Raw genomic sequence first — 19,757 nt, 5'->3', positions numbered from 1 at the left:
ACGAAAAACGATTGGGATGTACACCAAGGAAGAAGAATAAAGTAATGACTACTCCTGCTGCGCGGAATGCGGTGCCGTCGCTTAGCTCTTTGGGGCTTAATGGTAGAAATGCCAAGGCTGATCTTGAATCCCTAGGCTGGTTGCAGCCAGATTCTGTGGACTTGTTGTGGTCATTGGCTGGTTCTGCAGACCCTGACTTAGCTCTCAATACATTAATGCGTATAGCAGATTCGATGGAAGAGTCTGCACGGGCTGATTTCCTGCTTGAGCTGCGTCAGAATTTGGTTTTTAGAGTGCGGCTTTTTTCCTTGCTTGGAGCATCTTCGACTCTCGGGGATCACCTTGCGGCATGCGAAGATCAATGGCGTGCGTTGCAATGGGGTTTTCCTACGCGTCAAGAGATGATGCATGGGATGTTATCTGCTGTTGCTGCACAACCAGCGGTGTTTAGTCCGGAATCGAAAGAACCTGGGGCCGCCAGTGAGAATCCGGATCGTGAGTTTTCCTTTGACATAGATCTTTCAGAACCTGATCCTGCGGAAGAATCATTGGAAACGCCCGGTACCTACGTTGCGGGATTTTCTGGGACAGAAGCAGAGAAAGTACTGAAGAAGACTTACCGAACTTACCTCCTTAGAATCGCTGCAAGCGATCTAGCAGGAAGCTATCCCAAAGATTCTCGACGCCTAGGTCAACCTGAAGTACCGTTTACCGTTGTCACACAGGCGTTGGCGGACTTAGCGGACGCTGGACTTACCGCAGCCCTTGCAGTGGCGGCCCGCAACGTCTATGGAGAAGAACCACTAGATACTCGTCTTGCCGTGGTAGCGATGGGAAAGTGCGGTGCTCAAGAACTTAATTACATCTCGGATGTTGATGTTATCTTTACCGCGGAACCAGTAACGCCGCGCGCGCAACGACTAGCAGGAGAATTTATTCGGATTGGGTGTTCTGCCTTTTTTGAAGTAGATGCTGCGCTGCGACCTGAGGGAAAACATGGGGCGCTGGTCCGGACCCTTGATTCTCACGTCGCGTATTACAAGCGTTGGGCGCATACCTGGGAGTTCCAAGCACTCCTCAAACATCGCCCGATGACTGGTTATCTTCCTTTGGCTACTCGCTATAGCCATATGTTGTCTCCGATGGTGTGGGCAGCTAGCCAACGGGAATCTTTTGTTACTGACGTACAAAGTATGCGTCGACGGGTGCTAGAGAATGTTCCAGAAAAGCTCAAAAATCGGGAGCTAAAGCTCGGGCCAGGTGGCCTGAGAGACGTGGAATTCGCGGTCCAATTACTGCAACTTGTGCATGGCAGATCAGACGAGTCTCTGCGGGTTTTATCTACCATTCAAGCTTTAGAAGCCCTCATTGAAGGCGGATATGTTGGGCGCGAGGATGGTGCGGAACTCATTGAGTCGTATGAATTTTTGCGGTTGTTGGAACACCGATTGCAGTTGCAAAAACTCAAAAGAACGCACACCATGCCAGACCCTAATAAAGAGAAGGTTTTGCGCTGGCTAGCGCGTTCCTCAGGGTTTAGAAGTACGCATGATGCGGGCGAGACTCAGCTTATGATGCAGCAGTTAAAGAGAGTTCGTCTGCAAATTTCTAGCTTGCATCGGAAATTATTTTATCGTCCTCTTCTTAACTCTGTAGTCAACATTTCTGTTGGCGCGCTTAAGCTAACGCCGCAGGCCGCGAAGCTGCAGCTGGCGGCTTTAGGGTACAAGTTCCCGGATAGAGCATTTGATCATTTGCATGCCCTTGCTGCGAAAGCGGGAAGAAAAGCAAAGATTCAAGCGATGCTGCTACCTACGCATATGGAATGGTTGGCACAGACTGCCGATCCTGATGCCGGACTTCTGAATTATCGGAAGCTCTCGGACGCCGCTAATGACCGCTCCTGGTTTTTGCGAATGCTGCGTGACGAGGGAATCGTGGGACAGCGATTGATGAAGATTCTCGGTAACTCTCCGTATACGGCTGATCTCATCATTTCTGCTCCTGACTTGGTCAAACAGTTAGCCGATGGGGCAAGTGGGCCAAAATTATTGGATACAACCGCCGAACGATTAGCGCGATCTTTGGTGGCAGCATCAGTACGACAGGAAAGCCCGGAGAAGGCAATCGCAGTGGCTCGTTCACTCCGGCGCGCAGAGCTTGCACGAATTGCTAGCGCTGATCTGCTCGGAATGATGGAGGTAAAAGAAGTCTGTCACAGCTTATCGTCAGTATGGGACGCTGTTTTAGAAGCTGCGTTGCGTGCTGAGATAGCAGCCAGTATGGCTGAGTCGGAGAGCGCGATACCGCCGGCCAAGATTGCCGTTATCGGTATGGGGCGTCTTGGAGGGGCGGAACTGGGGTATGGCTCAGATGCCGATGTGTTGTTTGTTTGCGACCCAGTCGACGGTCAGGACGAAAATGAAGCCGTGCGATGGGCGATTACGATATGTGATCGGATGCGTGCAAGGCTGGCTAAACCCAGTGGGGATCCACCACTGGAAGTAGACCTAGGGTTGCGTCCTGAGGGGCGTTCCGGGGCCGTTGTTCGCACTTTAGATTCTTATGCTCGGTACTACGAGCAGTGGGGGGAGGTCTGGGAGCTACAGGCTTTATTGCGTGCCGAGTGGGTTGCAGGTGATGAAGAGCTTGGAAAGCGATTCCTCCATATGATCGAGAGTATTCGGTATCCACAGGTAGGGGCCTCCGACAAGGTGATAAGAGAGGTCCGTCGGATGAAAGCGCGGGTGGATGAAGAGCGCCTGCCTCGGGGGGCGGACCGAAACACACACACCAAATTGGGTCGTGGTGCGCTCACGGATATCGAATGGACAGTCCAGTTGCTGACGCTTATGCATGCGCATCAGCACGACGATCTTCACACTCCTTCAACGCTGCGTGCTTTAGATGCGCTGGAGAAGCATGCGATTATCTCGCCTCAGAAGGTAGAGATATTGCGTGCTGCGTGGTTAGCAGCAACACGGGCGCGGAATGCGATTGTGCTTGTGCGCGGTAAGCGCGTTGATCAATTGCCTCAGCCTGGTCCACAATTGGCGGCAATCGCGGGCGCTGCGGGATGGGATCCTAGCGATAACCAGGAGTTTCTTGATCACTACCTCAAGGTAACTCGTCGAGCTCGAGCTGTAGTTGACGAGGTTTTTTGGGGAGAAATAAGCCCGGGTTATAGCTAGCGTGTCGGCTCACGCGTGCTTATGGGGCAGAGTGGTTGGCTACGAGGGGGAGTGGAGAATCAACCAGACGGTTGATGTAAGGCGACCCTTTCCTAAATAGTCTGGTTTTTCTAGTTATCAAAAAGACTATTAGGGAAAGGCTACTTATAATGACAACCGCAACTAAGGGACTGGCTGCCGAGCTCAAGGAATCAACCGCTAAGGCACACGCTGATGCAGAGCATTCCTCTTTTATGAGTGACTTAATTGAGGGACGCTTGGATGCTGAGGCGTTCATCCGACTGCAAGAACAGGCATGGCTTTTTTACACGGCGTTGGAAGAAGCAGCTGATGTAGTACGCGCGGAGGGATTTGCCACCGATCTACTGGACCCGAAACTTAACCGCGCAGATATTCTGGCCGAGGATATTGATAATTTCCATGGCAACGATCAATGGCGCAAAGATCTTATTGCGCTGCCTGCTGTTCGTGACTACGTTGCAAGACTTAACCACATCCGCGATGAAGCTCATGGCCCCGCCCTTGTCGCACACCACTATGTGCGTTACCTGGGAGACCTTTCTGGTGGTCAGGTCATCGCACGGATGATGAGTCGGCATTACGGGGTGGATGAGAAATCGCTCAAGTTCTATTCCTTTGAAGGCATCGACAAACTCAAGGTCTACAAAGACAACTATCGTCAGCATCTTGATGATCTACATTTGTCTGCTGAAGCAGTCGAACAGATGCTTGAAGAGGCCAGCGCTGCTTTTAGTTATAACCAACGCGTTTTTGCAGAGCTTGCCTAAAAAATGGGGGATTTCCCCGATGTATGAGACGACAGTGGATCGATATGGTGGAAAACGTAAAGAGAAATAGGAATTAAATTAAGGAGCTCTGCCATGTCTATTGTTGTGAGCCTCGATCTTGACGGCGCCACGGTGGGCGATCTGCAAACTTTTGTCCGAGCAATTGAATCGACTGGGGCAAAAAGTCGCACAGCTATCACCGTTGAAGGCACCGTACTTAAAGTGCATGCAGACACCCAGTCAGAGCCTCCTCGTAGTACACGAGAAGCTCCATACTCAGACGCGAAGCAATTTGGAGATCAAGCGTTGAATTCGCTTATCGACGCCCTCATTTCTCGTCGAGGTAGCCACTAAGAGCGCTCCGTAAGCACATCCCGCCCACGTTAGTTTTATCTGCGTGTGCGGGATTGAAATATACAGAGCATCACCATGCCAAAAGCCCATGCGCTCAGCACCGCTAGCCAAGCGAAACGGAAATCGCTCCAGGTGTAGGTACCTACGCTGTGGACGTCGAGAAGCAGCCCTAAGAGCTGGGCTGAGATCATCGTGGCAGTAAAACCGCCCATATTTGCCAGACCGGTTGCAGTGCTGACCACGCCGAGGGGCACTGTTTCCCGGACCGTATCAAAACCATAATTCGCGGCCGGCATGATGAAGACCACGGCTAATACTAAGAATGCGATGGCTTGAAAACCGCGTGGTTCGGAACCATAGAAGAACCATATGTGGATTACCGCGATGATGAGCGCGGTGCCAAGAGCTGCGGCGTCGCGACGCCTACCTAAAACCGCAGAAATCATTCCATGTAGGGGACCTGCGCTGATGGAACCCACAGTGGCGAGTGTAAGGACAATCGCCACGTGTGAGCTGTCGAGCCCCATGCCTAGCTTCATGAGCGGAACACCCCAAAGCAAAAGAAAAACATTCAGTGGTGCCATATTGACCCAATGGATAAAAAACGCCTGCCATGCAATGGGATCCCTGATCACAGTAGAAAGCAAAAATGGAACACTGGGCCGTGGTCCGTAGTGGAGTGCCTGGCGACGCTTCCGCGTGGGGGAATAGCCGACCTGGTGCGGGCTGTCGGCTATCACTAGCGACGCTGCGAACGCGATGATGATGCCGACTGCGCCAAGGCTCACAAAGGCTATCTCCCAGCCGTGGGCATTCAGCAGCGCTAGGAAAGGAACTGCTGAGACAAACTGCCCGACTTGCCCCAGCGCGCCGCTCAACTGTGCAAATAAAGGAGCTCTGCGCAGTGTGAACCACGCCGGTATAAGACGCATGACGGAGAGGAAACCGGTGGCGTCACCAGCACCGATAAGAACACGTGCACCGACAGCGAGGGGGAGCGTGGTGCTTAACGCCACAACTACTTGGCCGGTTGCCATCAGCAATGCGCCGGCGAGCAGCGCCTTTCTGGGACCATAACGGTCTATGAGCAGGCCCATCGGAATCTGAGCTAGGGCATAGGTTCCCACCTGCACGGAGGTGAATAAAGCCAACTGACTGGCGTCGATGTGGAACCTATCGATCGCCGCAACACCGGCCACGCCGAAAGAGGTCCGGCCAGTAATCGCGATGATATAAACCAAGCACGCACATGACCAGACGAGAACTGCACGACGGAAGCCAGGCGGCTCAGCGTTAACAGGATGAAAGTTCGAAGATGGGCTCACAGAAAATCATCAGGCAAGATGCCCAGTTGCGATCACGTTGTAGTTGAGGTCCACGGCGCCGTCTACAGAACAGGCGATGAGGACGATACGGCCGGGAATAGAGGTGTCGACGAGCTCGGCGTCATCGATGGCATCGTATTTATCCACGAGATAAGCATTATCGATCACCCACCGGCGAGAGTGCCCCTCTGCATCGGTCATCGTGATGACGTCGCCGTTGAGTACATCTGTTTGATAACGCGTGATCATATCGCCGGATTCACCGCGAACAGGAGTGGGGCGGTTGAAGTCCACGTGCTGCGTAACTATCTCGGAGATGGGATTAAACACGAGCCGCTGCTGGCCCCACGCATGGCCTAAGACGTAGGTGGTGCCGTGTTCTGCGGTGGCAGGAGATTGGCCCCAGCCATCGACCCAGCGCACCATCGTTGCTTGAGGACCAGCAGGATTGAGTGGCAACTCATAGGGCATCGAATCATAGGTGGCACCGGTGATGCTGGCTGTGCCGGTCATGGTGAAAGAACCAATGCGTGTGGGAGGAGGGCCAGCGTTAACGTTTATCTCGGGTTCTGGTGAGTCTGATGCGGAGCTTTCAGGCGACTCCGAGTCTTCTGTGGACTTCAACTGGCTCGTCTCCGACTCAGAACTGAGTGCATTATGCGCGGAATCGGAGTCGCGGAGGCTCGTCGCTATCTTCCACGCCGCCAGCATTGCCACTAGTGCCACTGCCAAGCACAGAGAGAAGACAATGAGGAAGCGTTTTTTTAAGTCTTTGGGTTCCACGGAAGTCCTATCGGGTGGGTCTGCGTGCAGTAGTAAATTCTATTATCTACCACTATTTGCGGAATCGATGTGTATGGGAAGTACCGAGCCGGCAAGAACAAAATGAGAACACATGCCTGGTTCAGTCGCGAGCTCATACGATATAAAAATCGATGCAATTGGTGGGGGTAGCGATAAGAAATGTCCATCCGTTTTCTTCAGCGCTAGAGCCGTCGACGCTAGTGTAGTAGCCGTGCACTACATTTCGACAAGAGACACTTCCCAGACCCCCGTAGCGTTTACTGACATACTGTTGGGTGGTCTTGCCCCAGACGGCGGTTTGTACCTTCCTGAGTATTATCCGCGTCTCGACACTGCCACGTTAGATACCTGGCGCGGTATTCTCGCCCAGCAAGGTTACGCAGCACTAGCCGCAGAAGTGCTTAAGCTCTTTGTCGACGACATCCCGGCAGCGGATCTAGAAGCCATTACTGCGCGCGCTTACACGACGCCCAAGTTTGCCGACGAAGAAATCGTCCCGGTGACCAAGCTCGAGGACGGCATTTATATAGGCCACCTATCTGAGGGACCGACCGCTGCATTCAAAGACATGGCCATGCAGCTTCTTGGCGAGCTCTTTGAATATGAGCTACGCCGGAGGAAAGAAACCTTAAACATCCTGGGTGCTACCTCTGGCGACACGGGTTCCTCTGCTGAATACGCGATGCGTGGGCGTACCGGAATCCGCGTGTTCATGCTCACCCCTAAAGACCGTATGACGCCGTTCCAACAAGCCCAGATGTTTGGTCTGGACGACCCAAATATCTTTAATATCGCGTTAGATGGCGTTTTTGATGATTGTCAAGACGTGGTCAAAGCTGTGTCGTCCGACGCGGATTTTAAAGCGAACAACCACATTGGTGCAGTGAACTCAATTAACTGGGCTCGTTTGATGGCGCAAGTGGTGTACTACATCTCCTCGTGGCTCAAAGTAACGGAGAGTAACGATCAAAAAGTTAGTTTCTGCGTTCCCACGGGAAACTTTGGCGATATCTGTGCCGGACACATTGCTAAGCAAATGGGTTTGCCTATCGACAGGCTCATCGTTGCCACCAATGAAAACGATGTCCTTGATGAGTTCTTTAAAACCGGTGAGTACCGCGTGCGTTCTGCAGCTGAGACTCATGAGACCTCCTCGCCTTCAATGGATATTTCTAGAGCATCCAACTTTGAGCGTTTTATTTTTGACCTGCTAGGAAGAGATGCTGAGCGCTGCGCAGAGCTCTTCGGGGAACAGGTAAAAGCCGGAGGTTTCTCCCTTGCCGATGACGACTCATTTGAACACGCTGCCACTCATTATGGTTTTGCGTCGGGTAGTTCTACTCATGCAGACCGTATAGCAACCATCGCCGATTGCTATACCCGCCGGGGGATGATGCTGGATCCGCACACCGCTGATGGCGTGAAAGTCGCGCGCGAGTGGGCCAGCCAGATTGAAAGCCCCATCGTGTGCTTGGAGACCGCCTTACCAGTGAAGTTCACGGATACGATCGTTGAAGCCGTAGGACGTGGTCCTGAGGTTCCGGAGCGCTTTACCGGAATCTTGGACGCACAACGCCATGTCACAGATCTACCTAATGATGTGACTGCAGTGAAGGACTTCATCCTGGAGAGTATTTCTCGAGATTCTGCGGGTGCTTAAGTAGTCCTGCTGAAAACCACCGGTCGTGTACCTAAAGCGTGTACAGAAGCCGGTGGTTTTCGTTGTGGACACGTTGTGGGCCAAGAAGTGGGTTCCTTGTAACCAGCTTGTTAATCAGCTCGGCAACAAGGACCGCTGGGTTGCGCCGAAAAACGTGTCGGACACTAGACTTTTATTAAAAGATTGCTACGCACCCTGAATAGAGAGAGCACTATGGCACAAGAACAATTTGCAGGTCCGGAGTATTTTACCGAGTTTGATCCCAAGGCTTTTGCCGAGAAACTTAAAAAAGAAGCCGCTGAAAAAGCTGCACGTGACGCAGCGCAAAGCACGGAAGAACCATCTGCGGATTAGCCCTACAGAGGACACAATCGTAGCTTTAGATATTAAGGACTTTTACCATGCCAACACCCAATTTTATCCTTAAGATCAGAGACAAGATCGGTCATGATCCGTTGTTTTTACCTGGGGTGACGGCCATCGTGATTAAGGATGTTCCTGAAGGCGCGCCTATTACAGCAGTGCCAGAAGTTCTGCTGGTTAAAAGGAGCGATAATGGGGAATGGACACCTGTAACAGGCATCGTGGATCCTGGTGAACAGCCGCATGCAGCAGCTGTGCGGGAGGTGAAGGAAGAAACGTGTGTTGACGTAACCGTAGATGCTCTGCTTGGAGTGGGGGCTGTGGGGCCTGTGGAACACGCAAACGGCGATATCAGCTACTACATGGATACCGCCATGCGCTGTAGCGTCGTGGGGGATTGCACTCCGCGTGTCGGAGATGATGAGAGCACAGAGGTGCGATGGTTCTCTGTGATGCAGATGCCACCGATGAAGCCACGTTTCCGCTTGCTGGTTGGTGACGCAGTCGCACAGCTTAAGCATCCGGCCGGATTCCGCCCTCGGATGGGTTATGAAAAACGCGATCGCACGAGATAATTGTGTAGTTTCCTGCGGTCTTTTGCTAAGGAACACTCATGCGCGACCACATAAACTGTGAATATCGTGTGTAAATGAGAAGGGGAGCTTATGGCTCCTCTTTTTTTGGGGGCGAGGTGCCCAAGGCCTGTTGCGTGTGGACACGGCGTGGGGACTTTTCCCATGTGGGAAAGAAATAAAAGGCGAACAAGAGGATCGCGGCACAAAAGCGAGAGCTTATAGAGCAGGGTATAGGTTATGGGGTTACTGTGGATGGAGCTTCAAACGGGGGCATTATAAGGTTTCTGGAATAACTCATTATTACTAATAATTTGAACTCTGGCGTAATTTATTCCACATGAATGCTGTGTTGATCGCTGTCATCGTGATGCTTGCGTTGGCTGTCGCGCGAGTCCATGTCGTTTTAGCGCTTTTTATCGGTGCTTTAGTGGGTGGACTCGTGAGCGGCATCGGGCTTGATTCCACGATGGTGGCGTTTCAAGAAGGTCTTGCAGGCGGCGCAAAAATCGCGCTGAGTTACGCGATGCTGGGCGCTTTCGCCATGGCGGTGGCCAGCTCGGGACTTCCGAAGCTACTAGCAGATGCGATCATGAAGCGTATCGACGCCGGCTCTGAAGGCGCGGGGACCAAAGCCGTTGCTGTGACCAAATGGCTGATGTTGGCCGGTATCTTGGCTATGGCGATTATGAGTCAGAACCTCATACCTGTGCATATCGCGTTCATTCCACTTATCGTTCCGCCGTTGCTCGGGGTGATGAATAAGTTGAACCTCGACCGTCGATTGGTGGCATGTGTGATTACTTTCGGCCTGGTGACCACGTATATGTGGATTCCTTTGGGTTTTGGTTCGATCTTCCTCAATGAGATTCTCTTGGGCAACATTGAAGCGGCAGGTATGAGTACATCGGAGATCAACATTATGAAGGTGATGGGGATTCCAGCGCTTGGAATGCTCGCAGGGTTACTTGTAGCTGTGTTTATTAGCTACCGACGTCCTCGTCGTTACGCATCTGTCGCTGTTGCGGAGCAAACCGGAAGTGGTGAACTGCAGTCGGAACGCGGAGCAGTTTCCCGCTATAAGGTCGTGGTCTCCGTGGTGGCTATTGTGGTCACTTTTGTTGTTCAGATTGTCATGCAATCAGTGGCTACGGACGCAGACCCGCTTCTTATCGGCGCGTTGGCTGGATTGGCTATCTTCATGCTGACTGGAGCTGTGAATTGGCGTGAAGCTGATGACGTATTTAGCCAGGGGATGAAGATGATGGCCATGATCGGTTTCATCATGATCACGGCCCAAGGTTTTGCCTCGGTAATGAAGAAAACGGGGGAAGTGGAAGCTCTCGTTCACACTTCCGCTGAGTTGTTTGGGGACAACAAAGCAATGGGTGCGCTCGTGATGCTGCTTGTGGGGCTTGTGGTAACGATGGGGATCGGATCTTCTTTTTCTACGCTGCCCATCATCGCGACCATTTATGTTCCGCTATGCACCGCCATGGGATTTTCTCCTGCGGCCACCGTGGCGATTATCGGGGCGGCTGGTGCACTCGGGGACGCTGGCTCGCCAGCCTCGGATTCGACCCTTGGGCCAACCTCCGGTTTAAACGCGGATGGTCAGCACGATCACATTCGAGATTCGGTCATCCCGACGTTCCTTCACTATAACCTTCCGCTTATTGCTTCAGGCTGGATCGCTGCGATGGTTCTTTAGCTTAAAAGAGGCAGGCTGGTGATGGGGCTGGGAGCCTCTGTGCACTCTGTAAAAATCGTCTCATGATTGCTACGAACTAGCGAGCAAGACGTGTTCGAAGAGACGGTTTATACCGTTTGGGGGTGTTATGCGGATTTATTTTTACTATTGGGAATGAAGGTTTTTTCCATGAAATAGACCTGCTTTAAAGCTTTAAAAAACGCGCATAAACCCTTGTTAGGGTCACCTTTAGAGTGGTTTTCTTTCGTCTGATTTTGTTGCAAAAGGGTTACGGCCGGCACACGTAGGGATAACGATTTTCCTGAAAAGTACACAGGATCCCTCAACTGTGCCTACAGTGGGAGTCACACTGAAGTCAACGAGAAAGGTTGTATGGATGGGTGATGTAGAAAACAAATTGGATCAGCTTGGTGGCAAAGCCAAAGAAGCGTTTGGTGAGGCTACGGACAACGATAGCCTTGCGGACGAAGGCCGCGCAGATCAAACTAAAGCTGATGTCAAAGATGCAGTTTCCAATGCTGGTGAGAAGGTAAAGGATGCTGCAAATAAAGTCTTGGGTTCTTTCCAAAAGGAAGAAGACAAGTAGTTATTTAGTATAAGCTAAATACAATGTCAGAGTAGCATTGGATGCGATCTATGTAACATTTACTCTCTTTTTGAGGGTAAAACCCACAGGCCTTGAGGGGTTCAGGCCTGTGGGATCACTACTGTGTCGGTGGATGTGGGGCTAGGGGATGGCTAAATCAACCAGTGTATGCAGGGTGATAACAGTTTTATCTGTGGTAATTCTTTGCACTGCAAAAAACAGGGGGTAAGGACTATCTTCATATAGAACAAGAAAACATGTATGGTGGGTGTACGTGCGATTTCTTAATGATCAAATTCCGCCGTACGAGCTAACGTATCACGACGTTTTTATGGTCCCTTCGGTGTCTTCCGTAGGGTCACGGATGTCTGTGGACCTTGCTACGAGCGATGAAACAGGAACCACTATTCCGCTTGTCATTGCAAACATGACCGCTGTTGCTGGTCGACGCATGGCAGAAACCGTTGCGCGACGTGGTGGCGTTGTGATTTTGCCTCAGGATGTTCCCGCAGAGATTGCTGCGGAAACTATCGCTCGGGTGAAAAACGCGCATCCAGTGTTCGAGTCTCCCATCACGGTGAAGCCTCACCATACCGTTGGGTACACGCGTAATTTGCTGCATAAACGTGCGCACGGTGCGGCTATCGTGGTTGAAGGCAACCATCCCGTAGGCGTGGTCACCGAAAAAGACATTGCAAAGGTAGATAACTTTGCTCAGGTTGGCACGCTCATGTCGACCAATTTGATGACCCTCCCGGACACCATTACTCCGCAGGAGTCTTTCCGCATGCTCAATGAGCATGGGCGTAGGTTGGCACCTGTCGTTGCGAGCGATGGAACGCTCGTGGGCATTGTGACCAAGCAGTCCGCTTTGCGCGCTACGTTGTACAAACCGGCCCTCGACGCCAATGGAAAACTCCGCGTGGGTGCTGCAATCGGAATCAACGGTGATGTTGCAGGACGCGCACAAAAGCTTATCGACGCAGGCGCGGATGTCCTGGTCGTCGATACTGCACATGGACATCAGACCCACACCATGGAAGCCCTGAAGAAAGTTCGCGCACTCAACCCGCCAGTGCCGGTTGCCGCAGGCAACGTGGTGACTGCTGATGGCGTTCGTGATCTGGTGGCAGCTGGCGCGAACATCATCAAGGTAGGCGTTGGCCCTGGTGCTATGTGCACGACGCGTATGCAGACTGGCGTGGGCCGACCACAGTTCAGCGCTGTTTTGGAGTGTGCTGCAGAGGCTAAGAAACTCGGCGCACACGTGTGGGCCGACGGCGGTGTTCGCGATCCTCGCGACGTTGCGTTGGCACTTGCCGCTGGCGCGTCGAACGTGATGATTGGTTCATGGTTCGCCGGTACCTTCGAGTCTCCCGGCGACCTGCATTATGACGTCGATGGCCGTATGTACAAGGAATCCTTTGGCATGGCCTCACGTCGTGCCGTAGTAAACCGTAACTCGGATACTGAGGCGTTTGAAAAAGCTCGCCGCGAGATGTTCGAAGAAGGAATTTCCTCCGCAAAGATTTACCTTGAAGAGGGTAAAGGCGGGGTGGAAGATCTTATCGACCACATCATTTCCGGCGTTCGCTCTTCCTTTACCTACGCAGGTTCGGACAGCATAGCGACCTTCCAGGACCAGGCCGTGGTCGGAGTTCAGTCGGCTGCGGGCTTTGCTGAGGGCATGGCGCGACCGACTCGTTAAAGACACACAAAGTTCAATCCCCGTGGGGAGACGCGGTAAGCGTCTCCCCACGGGGATTTTATGCATAAGAGCAATTACTCAAAGTTCAGCTTGTAATTCTCGGACGCAACCAATCCGGCTTTCTCGCACACCCAAAACGAGGCGAATGCCAGAATGATAGGTGCAACAACAAAGATCGCAAGGATGATGAGGATGTTGGCCGCCGACCAACCCCATCCCTCGGCATTGAGTGCAGCCAAAGGACCTACCAGGCCGGATATACCAAAGCCTGCGGAGATCGGGGTACCGGAGATCCCCAGGGCTCCTCCGGCGGCTCCCAGGACGGCAGCGCTGAGTGCCAGCGGCAAGAAGTTGAGGGGGCGACCCCAGATATTTGCCATGTGGACTTTGGGTGAACCCAGAATCGGTAGGAGAGAAGTGGCTAGTCCGTTGGCCTTCCAGCCGGCGATTGCCAGACCGAAACCGGCGGCCACCACGCCTAAGTTGGCAGTTCCTGAAGCGACCCCAGACATATAGATTGCCGTAGCGATACCAACCGTGGAGATGGGGGAGACAATTCCGAGCGCAAAGGCAACGGCCAAGATCGCGCCCATAACAATCGGTTGAAGGCCCGTGGCCCCATTGATTACGTCGCCAAGCCACACGCTAAAAGCGTTAACTGCGGGGTAAGTGATCACCCAGCCGATGCCACCTGCGATGACGATCACGATTGTAGAGAGCAAGAGGATTGTGTAATTCCCCAGCTTAGGGCCGATGAGTAGGACTACCCCCACCGCAAGGGCCGCAGTGAGGCCGGTGTTAATGACAAGTCCCGTGCCCTGGAGGTGGAAACCGCCATTGGGGTCCACCGTGGCAACGCCGGATCCCAGCACCGCTGCAATTCCTACGCTCGCCGTCTGGATCGGAGTCAGTTTGAACTGCATGGCTACCAAAACGCCAATGAGAATGGGCAGCATGGAGGAAGACAACGCCACGAGCGTGAGCAGTGTTTTAAGCGCAGGCCAGTGGGGGACGAGCGCTTTGAGTAACTCGCCAAGGAGTGCTTGGGGGACCAGCGCCACCACAACGGCGATAGAGATTCCGTTGAGGACCTTCATGGTGAAAGAGCCAAGCGAATTCCATGTAGGTTTGGGGCTCGCAGCCGTTTCCGGATGCTCTATAGACATACTGATGGCTTCAGGGGTTTCCGAGAGGGAATCCCGGGTTGCTTCTGTGTTTTTAGACATAGGGGGCCTTCGCGATATCTGATAAATAAAAAGTTCGCGTGCCCACTCAGGCTCGCTTACGACGTTCACAGCCGCCACACCGCTCAACGCAGCATGTTGGGCAATGATATCCACAAAACCAGCAAAGTTAATAATATTCGGCCCAGAAGGGTGAATATTCTGCATAGTATTTGGTGTTGGGTGGCGACTGTGGTGACGGACCTTATATATAGGTGTTCCTATGTTTTCGTCAAGCTTTCCCAATGTCTTGTGTGAGGAAAATGCGGGGGTGCTTCACCGGCATACTCTCGGAAAGAGGGAAGTCATCAAGCATGCTTTCCACTTGCTGTGCAATTGTGTCTCGCTGCTCTTTCAGTGCTTTGATGTTTGCCGCCAGTCGTGGGATCACCAGCTCAGCTGCATCACTTCCAACAACTGTAACGGTTTGGGCTTTAAGGGCCTCGAATATTTCGTGTACTAGCGCTATTGGGTCTTTGCAGGCTCGTTTACTCATCCATATCAGCACTCGGCGATACCCTGCTCGGTCAAGGCCTTGGGGTCCCTTGTATCGAATCAATAGATCAAGAACATGCGTGCGGGTAAAGGTACTGCCAGCCAAAACTCGCTCAAGGCTCGGATAGATTTGAGTCAGGACACTGCGCAGCCGGTTGATTGTTCGGGTACAGTCACGGGCGATGTCATCATCGAAACCGGACAACATCTTTAGAGCAGAGAGGACTTCGTTGTTCCGATCCACCGTGCGCAAACTGTGCGGCATCGTCCGAGAAGTGTCTGCAATGACAAACACATCTCGCTTGTCTGTTTTCGCACGTCCTGGGTAGAGATCAGCGGCTTTGCACATGGCGAGACCGGGTAGATAGCCGACATGGCAGCCGCGGTCGCGGGCAACTGCAAATGGGCAAAGCGCCAATGGTATTTGGCTGGTCGACGACGACAAGTACTTCTTCGTATTGCTGGAGTAGGTCAAACAACCTAGCTAGGTCTGACTCTAGCTGCGGTAATGGTTTGTCGAAGAGTTTGTTTCCTTCTCTTCTCAAGTGCGCAGGCATGGTGTTCGGACTTGCCGGCATCGAGACCGAGGAAGATGCCGATGGAGTGACCCCTGCGGCATTGTGGCTCCTAGAAACGATTGAGTATGTGCGTGTTCTAGTCGCTGGTGTCATGACATTCGTTGCGAGCACCCACGCCCGCGAGGAGGTCTGGAGAGATGTTTCGGCCGCTCCCTATCAGTTGTCATGGCCCTGGTGATTCTGAAAATCTTCCTAGCGCGGTTCAGCGTTGTTAGATTCTTCTCTCATCCCACTGAGGCGGGATTCCAAGACCTGATGCGTTTACGATTGGATTAGTTAAAAAATCATCAGTGATGAGTGCGAGAACTTTGTCTGGCCATGTTGTTCCTGGTGAAACCACACGAAGGATATGAGACATCACTACGAGTGCTCCGAATATGCGCTCACTCTGGCCGGCAGGGAGTAAATTGAGATTGCCGTTCGATTGAATACCCGTTGTAGATGCTGGAATGAATGATTTATTCCACAGTCGACTGTGGTGAGCGCAGGTATTTCTAATGATTGTCAGTTGCTCCATCCAACTTGCTAGGGGATGACTTTTTCTTAACTTGCTTCGCTGAGCAGAGGTGAGACGATCAAAGTCGATTGTCAGATTTAAATTCTCGGCGACCTGTTTCTGGTCGAGGCTAGATATTCCAGAATAGAGGTGGGAAATATCGGAGAAATCCATAAATTCGGCCACAACCCATAAAGGGAATTGACCACTGTACGACCGCGAATAATGCTTGATTGATTCACTTTTCTTCGCTCTTGCGAGTCTTCTATAAATCGAAGAAAGCCAATCAATGTGGTTGAACTTCTCTTTGAATAAGACATTTCCCAGGTACGCTGTCGGATCATCAGGGCTTCGGAGGCAAAGAACTTCTGTAATTTGGGTACGCATTGCAATCTCAATACGCTCAATGCCGTCATGGATTAAAGTGCGCAATTTTCGGTCAGCTTCATACAACCGAGTCACCTGAGAGAAAGTGGTTCCTTCTACAAAGTGGTCTGATCGTTCAGTTGTCCCGGGAATGAATTCTCTAGCGGGATACCAGTAAGCAGAAAGTCGGTAGTAACTGACGTTGTTTAGCCATTGTGTAGCTTCTTGTCTATTCACTTCCATCCCTCGTTCAATCAATCGCTCAATATGCTGTTCGATTGTTGTCGCTGGTTTGAGTGAAGGGGACAAGGTGTGCAACTCCAGGAATAAAGAGATCCAGCCCACTCTTGGTTTCCTCCCGGAGGGGGCAGACCAAGGCGGGCTGAACGATTACTAGCAGGTTATCACGGCTTAGAGAAGTGTGGGGTATCGATGTTGAAGAGCGCGTAGTTTTTACCCCCGTGTAGATTTCTCATGAAATCTACACGGGGTTGTTTCTCTAACGCGGCTCCTACGCTGTCACGACTCTGCTTTGCCCCGTGGGACGATCCACGGCGCGGTCTCGTGACCCCTAGCAGTCGAAGTACATCTCAAACTCCTGCGGCGTCGGGCGCAGGCGGGTCGGGGTGATCTCTTCGTCGTACTTGAGCTTGATGTAGGTGTCGATGAGATCCTCGGTGAACACATCGCAGTCGGTCAGGAACTCGTTGTCCTCTTCAAGGGCCTTGAGCGATTCCACCAGTGAGGTGGGGGCCTGCGGGATGCTTGTGGCCTCCTCTGGTGGCAGCTCGTAGAGATCCTTATCCACTGGTGCATGTGGCTCGATGCGGTTCTTGATGCCATCAAGGCCGGCGAGCATCATGGCAGCAAATCCAAAGTAGGGGTTGCCTGAAGGGTCCGGTGCGCGGAACTCAATGCGCTTAGCCTTGGGGTTGGAGCCTGTAATAGGAATACGGATTGCTGCAGAGCGGTTGCGCTGTGAGTACACCAGGTTGATGGGGGCCTCGAAGCCGGGGACCAGGCGGTGGTAGGAGTTCAGCGTGGGGTTGGTAAACGCCAAGACTGCGCCCGCGTGGTGCAGGATGCCGCCGATGTAGTAGCGGGCCATGTCGGAAAGCCCGGCGTAGCCGGATTCGTCGTGGAAGAGGGGCTTGCCGTCTTTCCAGAGGGACTGGTGTGCGTGCATTCCCGAGCCGTTGTCGCCTGCGATGGGCTTGGGCATGAAGGTGGCGGCACGGCCGTTTTGAGCCGCGGTGTTCTTGATGATGTATTTGAAGGTCTGCAGGTCGTCGGCAGCGTGCAGCAGGGTGTTGAACCGGTAGTTGATTTCTTGCTGTCCGCCGGTGCCTACCTCGTGGTGGAAACGCTCGATATGGAAGCCGGCGTTGATGAGGTTGCGGGTCATCTCGTCGCGAATGTCTACGGTCTGATCGTGGGGTGCGACGGGGAAGTAGCCGCCTTTGACGCGGTTCTTGCCACCAAGGTTGCGGGTGCCGTCGAGGTTGTATTCTTTGCCTCGGTTCCACCAGCCCTCGTCGGAGTCGACTTCATAGAAGCCGGCGTTGATGTCTGTGGAGTAGCGGACGGAATCGAAGAGGTAGAACTCGGCTTCGGCGCCGAAATTACAGGTGTCGGCGATGCCGGTGGAGGTTAGATACTCTTCTGCCTTGCGGGCAACGTTGCGCGGATCGCGGGAGAATGCCTCGCGGGTAAAAGGATCGTGGACAAAGAACTTAATGTTCAAGGTCTTTGCTTTGCGGAACGGATCCAAGGTTGCGGTTGCGAGGTCCGGAAGAAGGTTCATGTCGGACTCGTCGATGGTGGTAAAACCGCGGATGGAAGAGCCATCGAAAGCCAGGCCCTCTTCGATAGCGTCTTCATCCAACATTCCCGCAGGAATGGAGAAGTGCTGTTCGATGCCCGGGACGTCGGTAAAGCGAACATCGACGAATTCAACATTTTCGTCTTTGATGAACTTGATAACGTCTTCGGATGTACTGAAGGCCACGTTGACTCCTTGGGGGAACGTTGTTGTGTTTCCTTGTACGATTAGCCTTAATGGCGGGCTAATCAAAACAAGTTGTGGGGTATGGCACCATAAAAGTCGGTTCCTCTAGGATAGCAGTAGAGAAGCTAATTACCTATCGACCGACCGATACCTGTTGTCTGTGGGTTTCCCACTCCGGCTGTTCAAGAACTACAGTAGTCCACATGGCAAAACCGAAGCGTAGTTGGCTCGACGGGCCGGAGATTCCCTCGCAAATCGACGGCGACACCCCCGCCCGCTGGCCGGGTGAAAACCTTGGACTTCCACAAAAAGGCCCGGGAGCTTTAGGTAGTGTCCTGCGACGTTCCTGCGGAGTCCTTATCGACTGGGGCATCTGCTTGATTAGCGCAACAGTGATTCACATGTTTACCCCTGCGCTCGGCGGTGTGTCCACCGCGACCCTCATCCTCTTTTTCATCCTAGGTGTAATAAGCGTCTGGCTTTTCGCCCGCACTCCTGGACAAGCAATCCTAGGCATGGGGGTAGCTCGCATTGACGTGCGAACTGAAAAAGTGGGTTTTGTGCGCGCCCTCGTACGCACAGCGCTCACGTGCTTTATCTTCCCCGCAGTGCTTGTCGACGCCGACGGCCGCGGTATGCACGATCGCGCCACGGGAACCGCAGTAGTTTTTGGGTAAATAAAAACTACTAAGCAAAGAAAAGGCTTGGACACTAAAAAACAGTGTCCAAGCCTTATTGCGTAAAAAGATCGTCTTATTTGTTGCGATCTGCAGAACGACGAGCGCGACGGTTCATTCCCGAGATCTTGCCGCCCTTGGGGATCGGGCCTTTGGGAAGTCCTACGTTTGTCTGGACGTTATCCATGGACTCGATGCGGCTAGCGATTTCATACACATCGTTCTTCTTGTACTGGCGATCAAGCTTGAGCAAACTGGACTGCAGTTTTTTCAGCGGCACCTCGCCCTCGCCACTGCCCACAAACATCTCATGAATCGGCACACCAGGTGCTAGACGTGACAGTCGCTGACGCTGCTGATTGATCAGCGGACGCAGATGGTTCTTATTGCCCTCACCTACGAGCACAATGCCGCAGACGCCGATAACGCGGTGAAGCACATCCATTTGCTTGGTCACGGCAATGCCGGTCTTGGTGCGCCATACAATGCCCACGCCTGAGCGTAGGTTCTCTAGCGCCCAGCCTGCGGCGCCGGCCTGTCCTTCAGCCTTTTCGTAGACGCTATTTTGGAGCCTACGGGTGAAAATAAACATAGCAAGGAGCATGCCCAGCAAAAGGCCAGTGGGAAGCGTAAACCACTGACCGTTCCACAACATTCCGATGAGGAAGAAAAGCAGGCCGAGGCCAAGGATCGATCCCACCATGATCGGCACCAGGGCTTTGTCCTGCTTGCGCTGGATGTTGAACGCCTGCCAGAGCTGAGACCAGTTCCGGCGGCGCTGGGCGCGCTTCGCCGCGCGCTGCTCCTTCTTCGCGGCCTTGTCGGCCTGCTTCTTCGCGTCTGCCATGCGTA

General features: G+C 52.9%; 17 protein-coding genes and 1 pseudogene. 11 read left to right on the top strand and 7 right to left on the bottom strand.

From position 1 onward, the window contains the following. The first annotated feature begins 44 nt into the window (after positions 1-44). From CULFRC11_RS07715 to CULFRC11_RS07705, 3 genes are all read left to right on the top strand, one after another. Positions 45-3,191 carry a bifunctional [glutamine synthetase] adenylyltransferase/[glutamine synthetase]-adenylyl-L-tyrosine phosphorylase gene (locus CULFRC11_RS07715; RefSeq protein WP_023636035.1) on the top strand — a complete coding sequence of 1,049 codons (3,147 nt, stop codon included), beginning with the start codon at positions 45-47 and terminating at the stop codon, positions 3,189-3,191. Between the two features lie 149 nt (positions 3,192-3,340). Continuing rightward, a complete protein-coding gene (locus tag CULFRC11_RS07710) occupies positions 3,341-3,979 on the top strand; it encodes a biliverdin-producing heme oxygenase (protein ID WP_023636034.1) in 639 nt (212 codons plus the stop codon). Between the two features lie 93 nt (positions 3,980-4,072). Beyond that, a complete protein-coding gene (locus CULFRC11_RS07705; protein ID WP_023636033.1) occupies positions 4,073-4,333 on the top strand; it encodes a Cgl2226 family protein in 261 nt (86 codons plus the stop codon). Positions 4,334-4,368: 35 nt separating this feature from the next. Here the strand turns inward: CULFRC11_RS07705 and CULFRC11_RS07700 are convergent, their stop codons facing one another. Both CULFRC11_RS07700 and CULFRC11_RS07695 read right to left on the bottom strand, forming a co-directional pair. Beyond that, complete coding sequence (locus CULFRC11_RS07700; protein ID WP_023636032.1) at positions 4,369-5,658, bottom strand: MFS transporter; 1,290 nt, start codon at positions 5,656-5,658, stop codon at positions 4,369-4,371. Between the two features lie 9 nt (positions 5,659-5,667). Beyond that, complete coding sequence (locus CULFRC11_RS07695) at positions 5,668-6,441, bottom strand: sortase family protein (protein WP_023636031.1); 774 nt, start codon at positions 6,439-6,441, stop codon at positions 5,668-5,670. 232 nt (positions 6,442-6,673) lie between these two features. Here CULFRC11_RS07695 and thrC point away from each other — a divergent pair, with 232 nt between their 5' ends. The 6 genes from thrC to CULFRC11_RS07670 all read left to right on the top strand — a co-directional run bounded on the left by thrC (position 6,674) and on the right by CULFRC11_RS07670 (position 13,062). Beyond that, positions 6,674-8,122 carry a threonine synthase gene (gene thrC / locus CULFRC11_RS07690; RefSeq protein WP_031270458.1) on the top strand — a complete coding sequence of 483 codons (1,449 nt, stop codon included), beginning with the start codon at positions 6,674-6,676 and terminating at the stop codon, positions 8,120-8,122. 213 nt (positions 8,123-8,335) lie between these two features. Next, positions 8,336-8,476 carry a hypothetical protein gene (locus tag CULFRC11_RS11300; protein WP_023636029.1) on the top strand — a complete coding sequence of 47 codons (141 nt, stop codon included), beginning with the start codon at positions 8,336-8,338 and terminating at the stop codon, positions 8,474-8,476. A 47-nt stretch (positions 8,477-8,523) separates the two neighbouring features. Continuing rightward, positions 8,524-9,060: an NUDIX hydrolase gene (locus CULFRC11_RS07685; RefSeq protein WP_013911929.1), complete on the top strand. Its 537-nt coding sequence runs from the start codon at positions 8,524-8,526 to the stop codon at positions 9,058-9,060. A 337-nt stretch (positions 9,061-9,397) separates the two neighbouring features. Further along, entirely contained in the window at positions 9,398-10,768 is a 1,371-nt protein-coding gene (locus CULFRC11_RS07680; protein ID WP_038620690.1) for a Na+/H+ antiporter family protein, read from the top strand. 376 nt (positions 10,769-11,144) lie between these two features. Beyond that, entirely contained in the window at positions 11,145-11,354 is a 210-nt protein-coding gene (locus CULFRC11_RS07675; protein WP_013911927.1) for a CsbD family protein, read from the top strand. 274 nt (positions 11,355-11,628) lie between these two features. Then, positions 11,629-13,062, top strand: a complete 1,434-nt coding sequence (locus tag CULFRC11_RS07670) for a GuaB1 family IMP dehydrogenase-related protein (RefSeq protein ID WP_013911926.1) — start codon at positions 11,629-11,631, stop codon at positions 13,060-13,062. 74 nt (positions 13,063-13,136) lie between these two features. Here CULFRC11_RS07670 and CULFRC11_RS07665 read toward each other — a convergent pair whose 3' ends face one another. After that, positions 13,137-14,228, bottom strand: a complete 1,092-nt coding sequence (locus tag CULFRC11_RS07665; protein WP_031270457.1) for a PTS sugar transporter subunit IIC — start codon at positions 14,226-14,228, stop codon at positions 13,137-13,139. 337 nt (positions 14,229-14,565) lie between these two features. Beyond that, positions 14,566-15,380: pseudogene (locus CULFRC11_RS07660) on the bottom strand (IS110 family transposase); the annotation flags it as partial. Between CULFRC11_RS07660 and CULFRC11_RS07655 the strand changes: the two are divergent. Beyond that, positions 15,336-15,536, top strand: coding sequence for a hypothetical protein (locus tag CULFRC11_RS07655; protein WP_023636023.1), 201 nt, complete (start codon positions 15,336-15,338; stop codon positions 15,534-15,536). The pseudogene CULFRC11_RS07660 and the gene CULFRC11_RS07655 sit on opposite strands and share 45 nt — an antisense overlap. Before the next feature lie 33 nt (positions 15,537-15,569). On the opposite strand, the gene CULFRC11_RS07650 is transcribed toward CULFRC11_RS07655, so the two are convergent. Continuing rightward, positions 15,570-16,565, bottom strand: coding sequence for an Abi family protein (locus tag CULFRC11_RS07650; protein ID WP_023636022.1), 996 nt, complete (start codon positions 16,563-16,565; stop codon positions 15,570-15,572). Positions 16,566-16,791: 226 nt separating this feature from the next. Next, positions 16,792-18,228: a type I glutamate--ammonia ligase gene (glnA, locus tag CULFRC11_RS07645; RefSeq protein ID WP_013242302.1), complete on the bottom strand. Its 1,437-nt coding sequence runs from the start codon at positions 18,226-18,228 to the stop codon at positions 16,792-16,794. Between the two features lie 203 nt (positions 18,229-18,431). Here glnA and CULFRC11_RS07640 point away from each other — a divergent pair, with 203 nt between their 5' ends. Further along, complete coding sequence (locus tag CULFRC11_RS07640; RefSeq protein WP_023636021.1) at positions 18,432-18,905, top strand: RDD family protein; 474 nt, start codon at positions 18,432-18,434, stop codon at positions 18,903-18,905. A 76-nt stretch (positions 18,906-18,981) separates the two neighbouring features. Here CULFRC11_RS07640 and CULFRC11_RS07635 read toward each other — a convergent pair whose 3' ends face one another. Continuing rightward, complete coding sequence (locus CULFRC11_RS07635) at positions 18,982-19,752, bottom strand: DUF4191 domain-containing protein (RefSeq protein ID WP_023636020.1); 771 nt, start codon at positions 19,750-19,752, stop codon at positions 18,982-18,984. Between the last annotated feature and the right edge of the window lie 5 nt (positions 19,753-19,757).

Source organism: Corynebacterium ulcerans (genome assembly GCF_000767685.1).
In the GTDB taxonomy this organism is placed as follows: Bacteria; Actinomycetota; Actinomycetes; order Mycobacteriales; family Mycobacteriaceae; genus Corynebacterium; species Corynebacterium ulcerans.
This window is presented reverse-complemented; position numbering and strand designations above follow the sequence as displayed.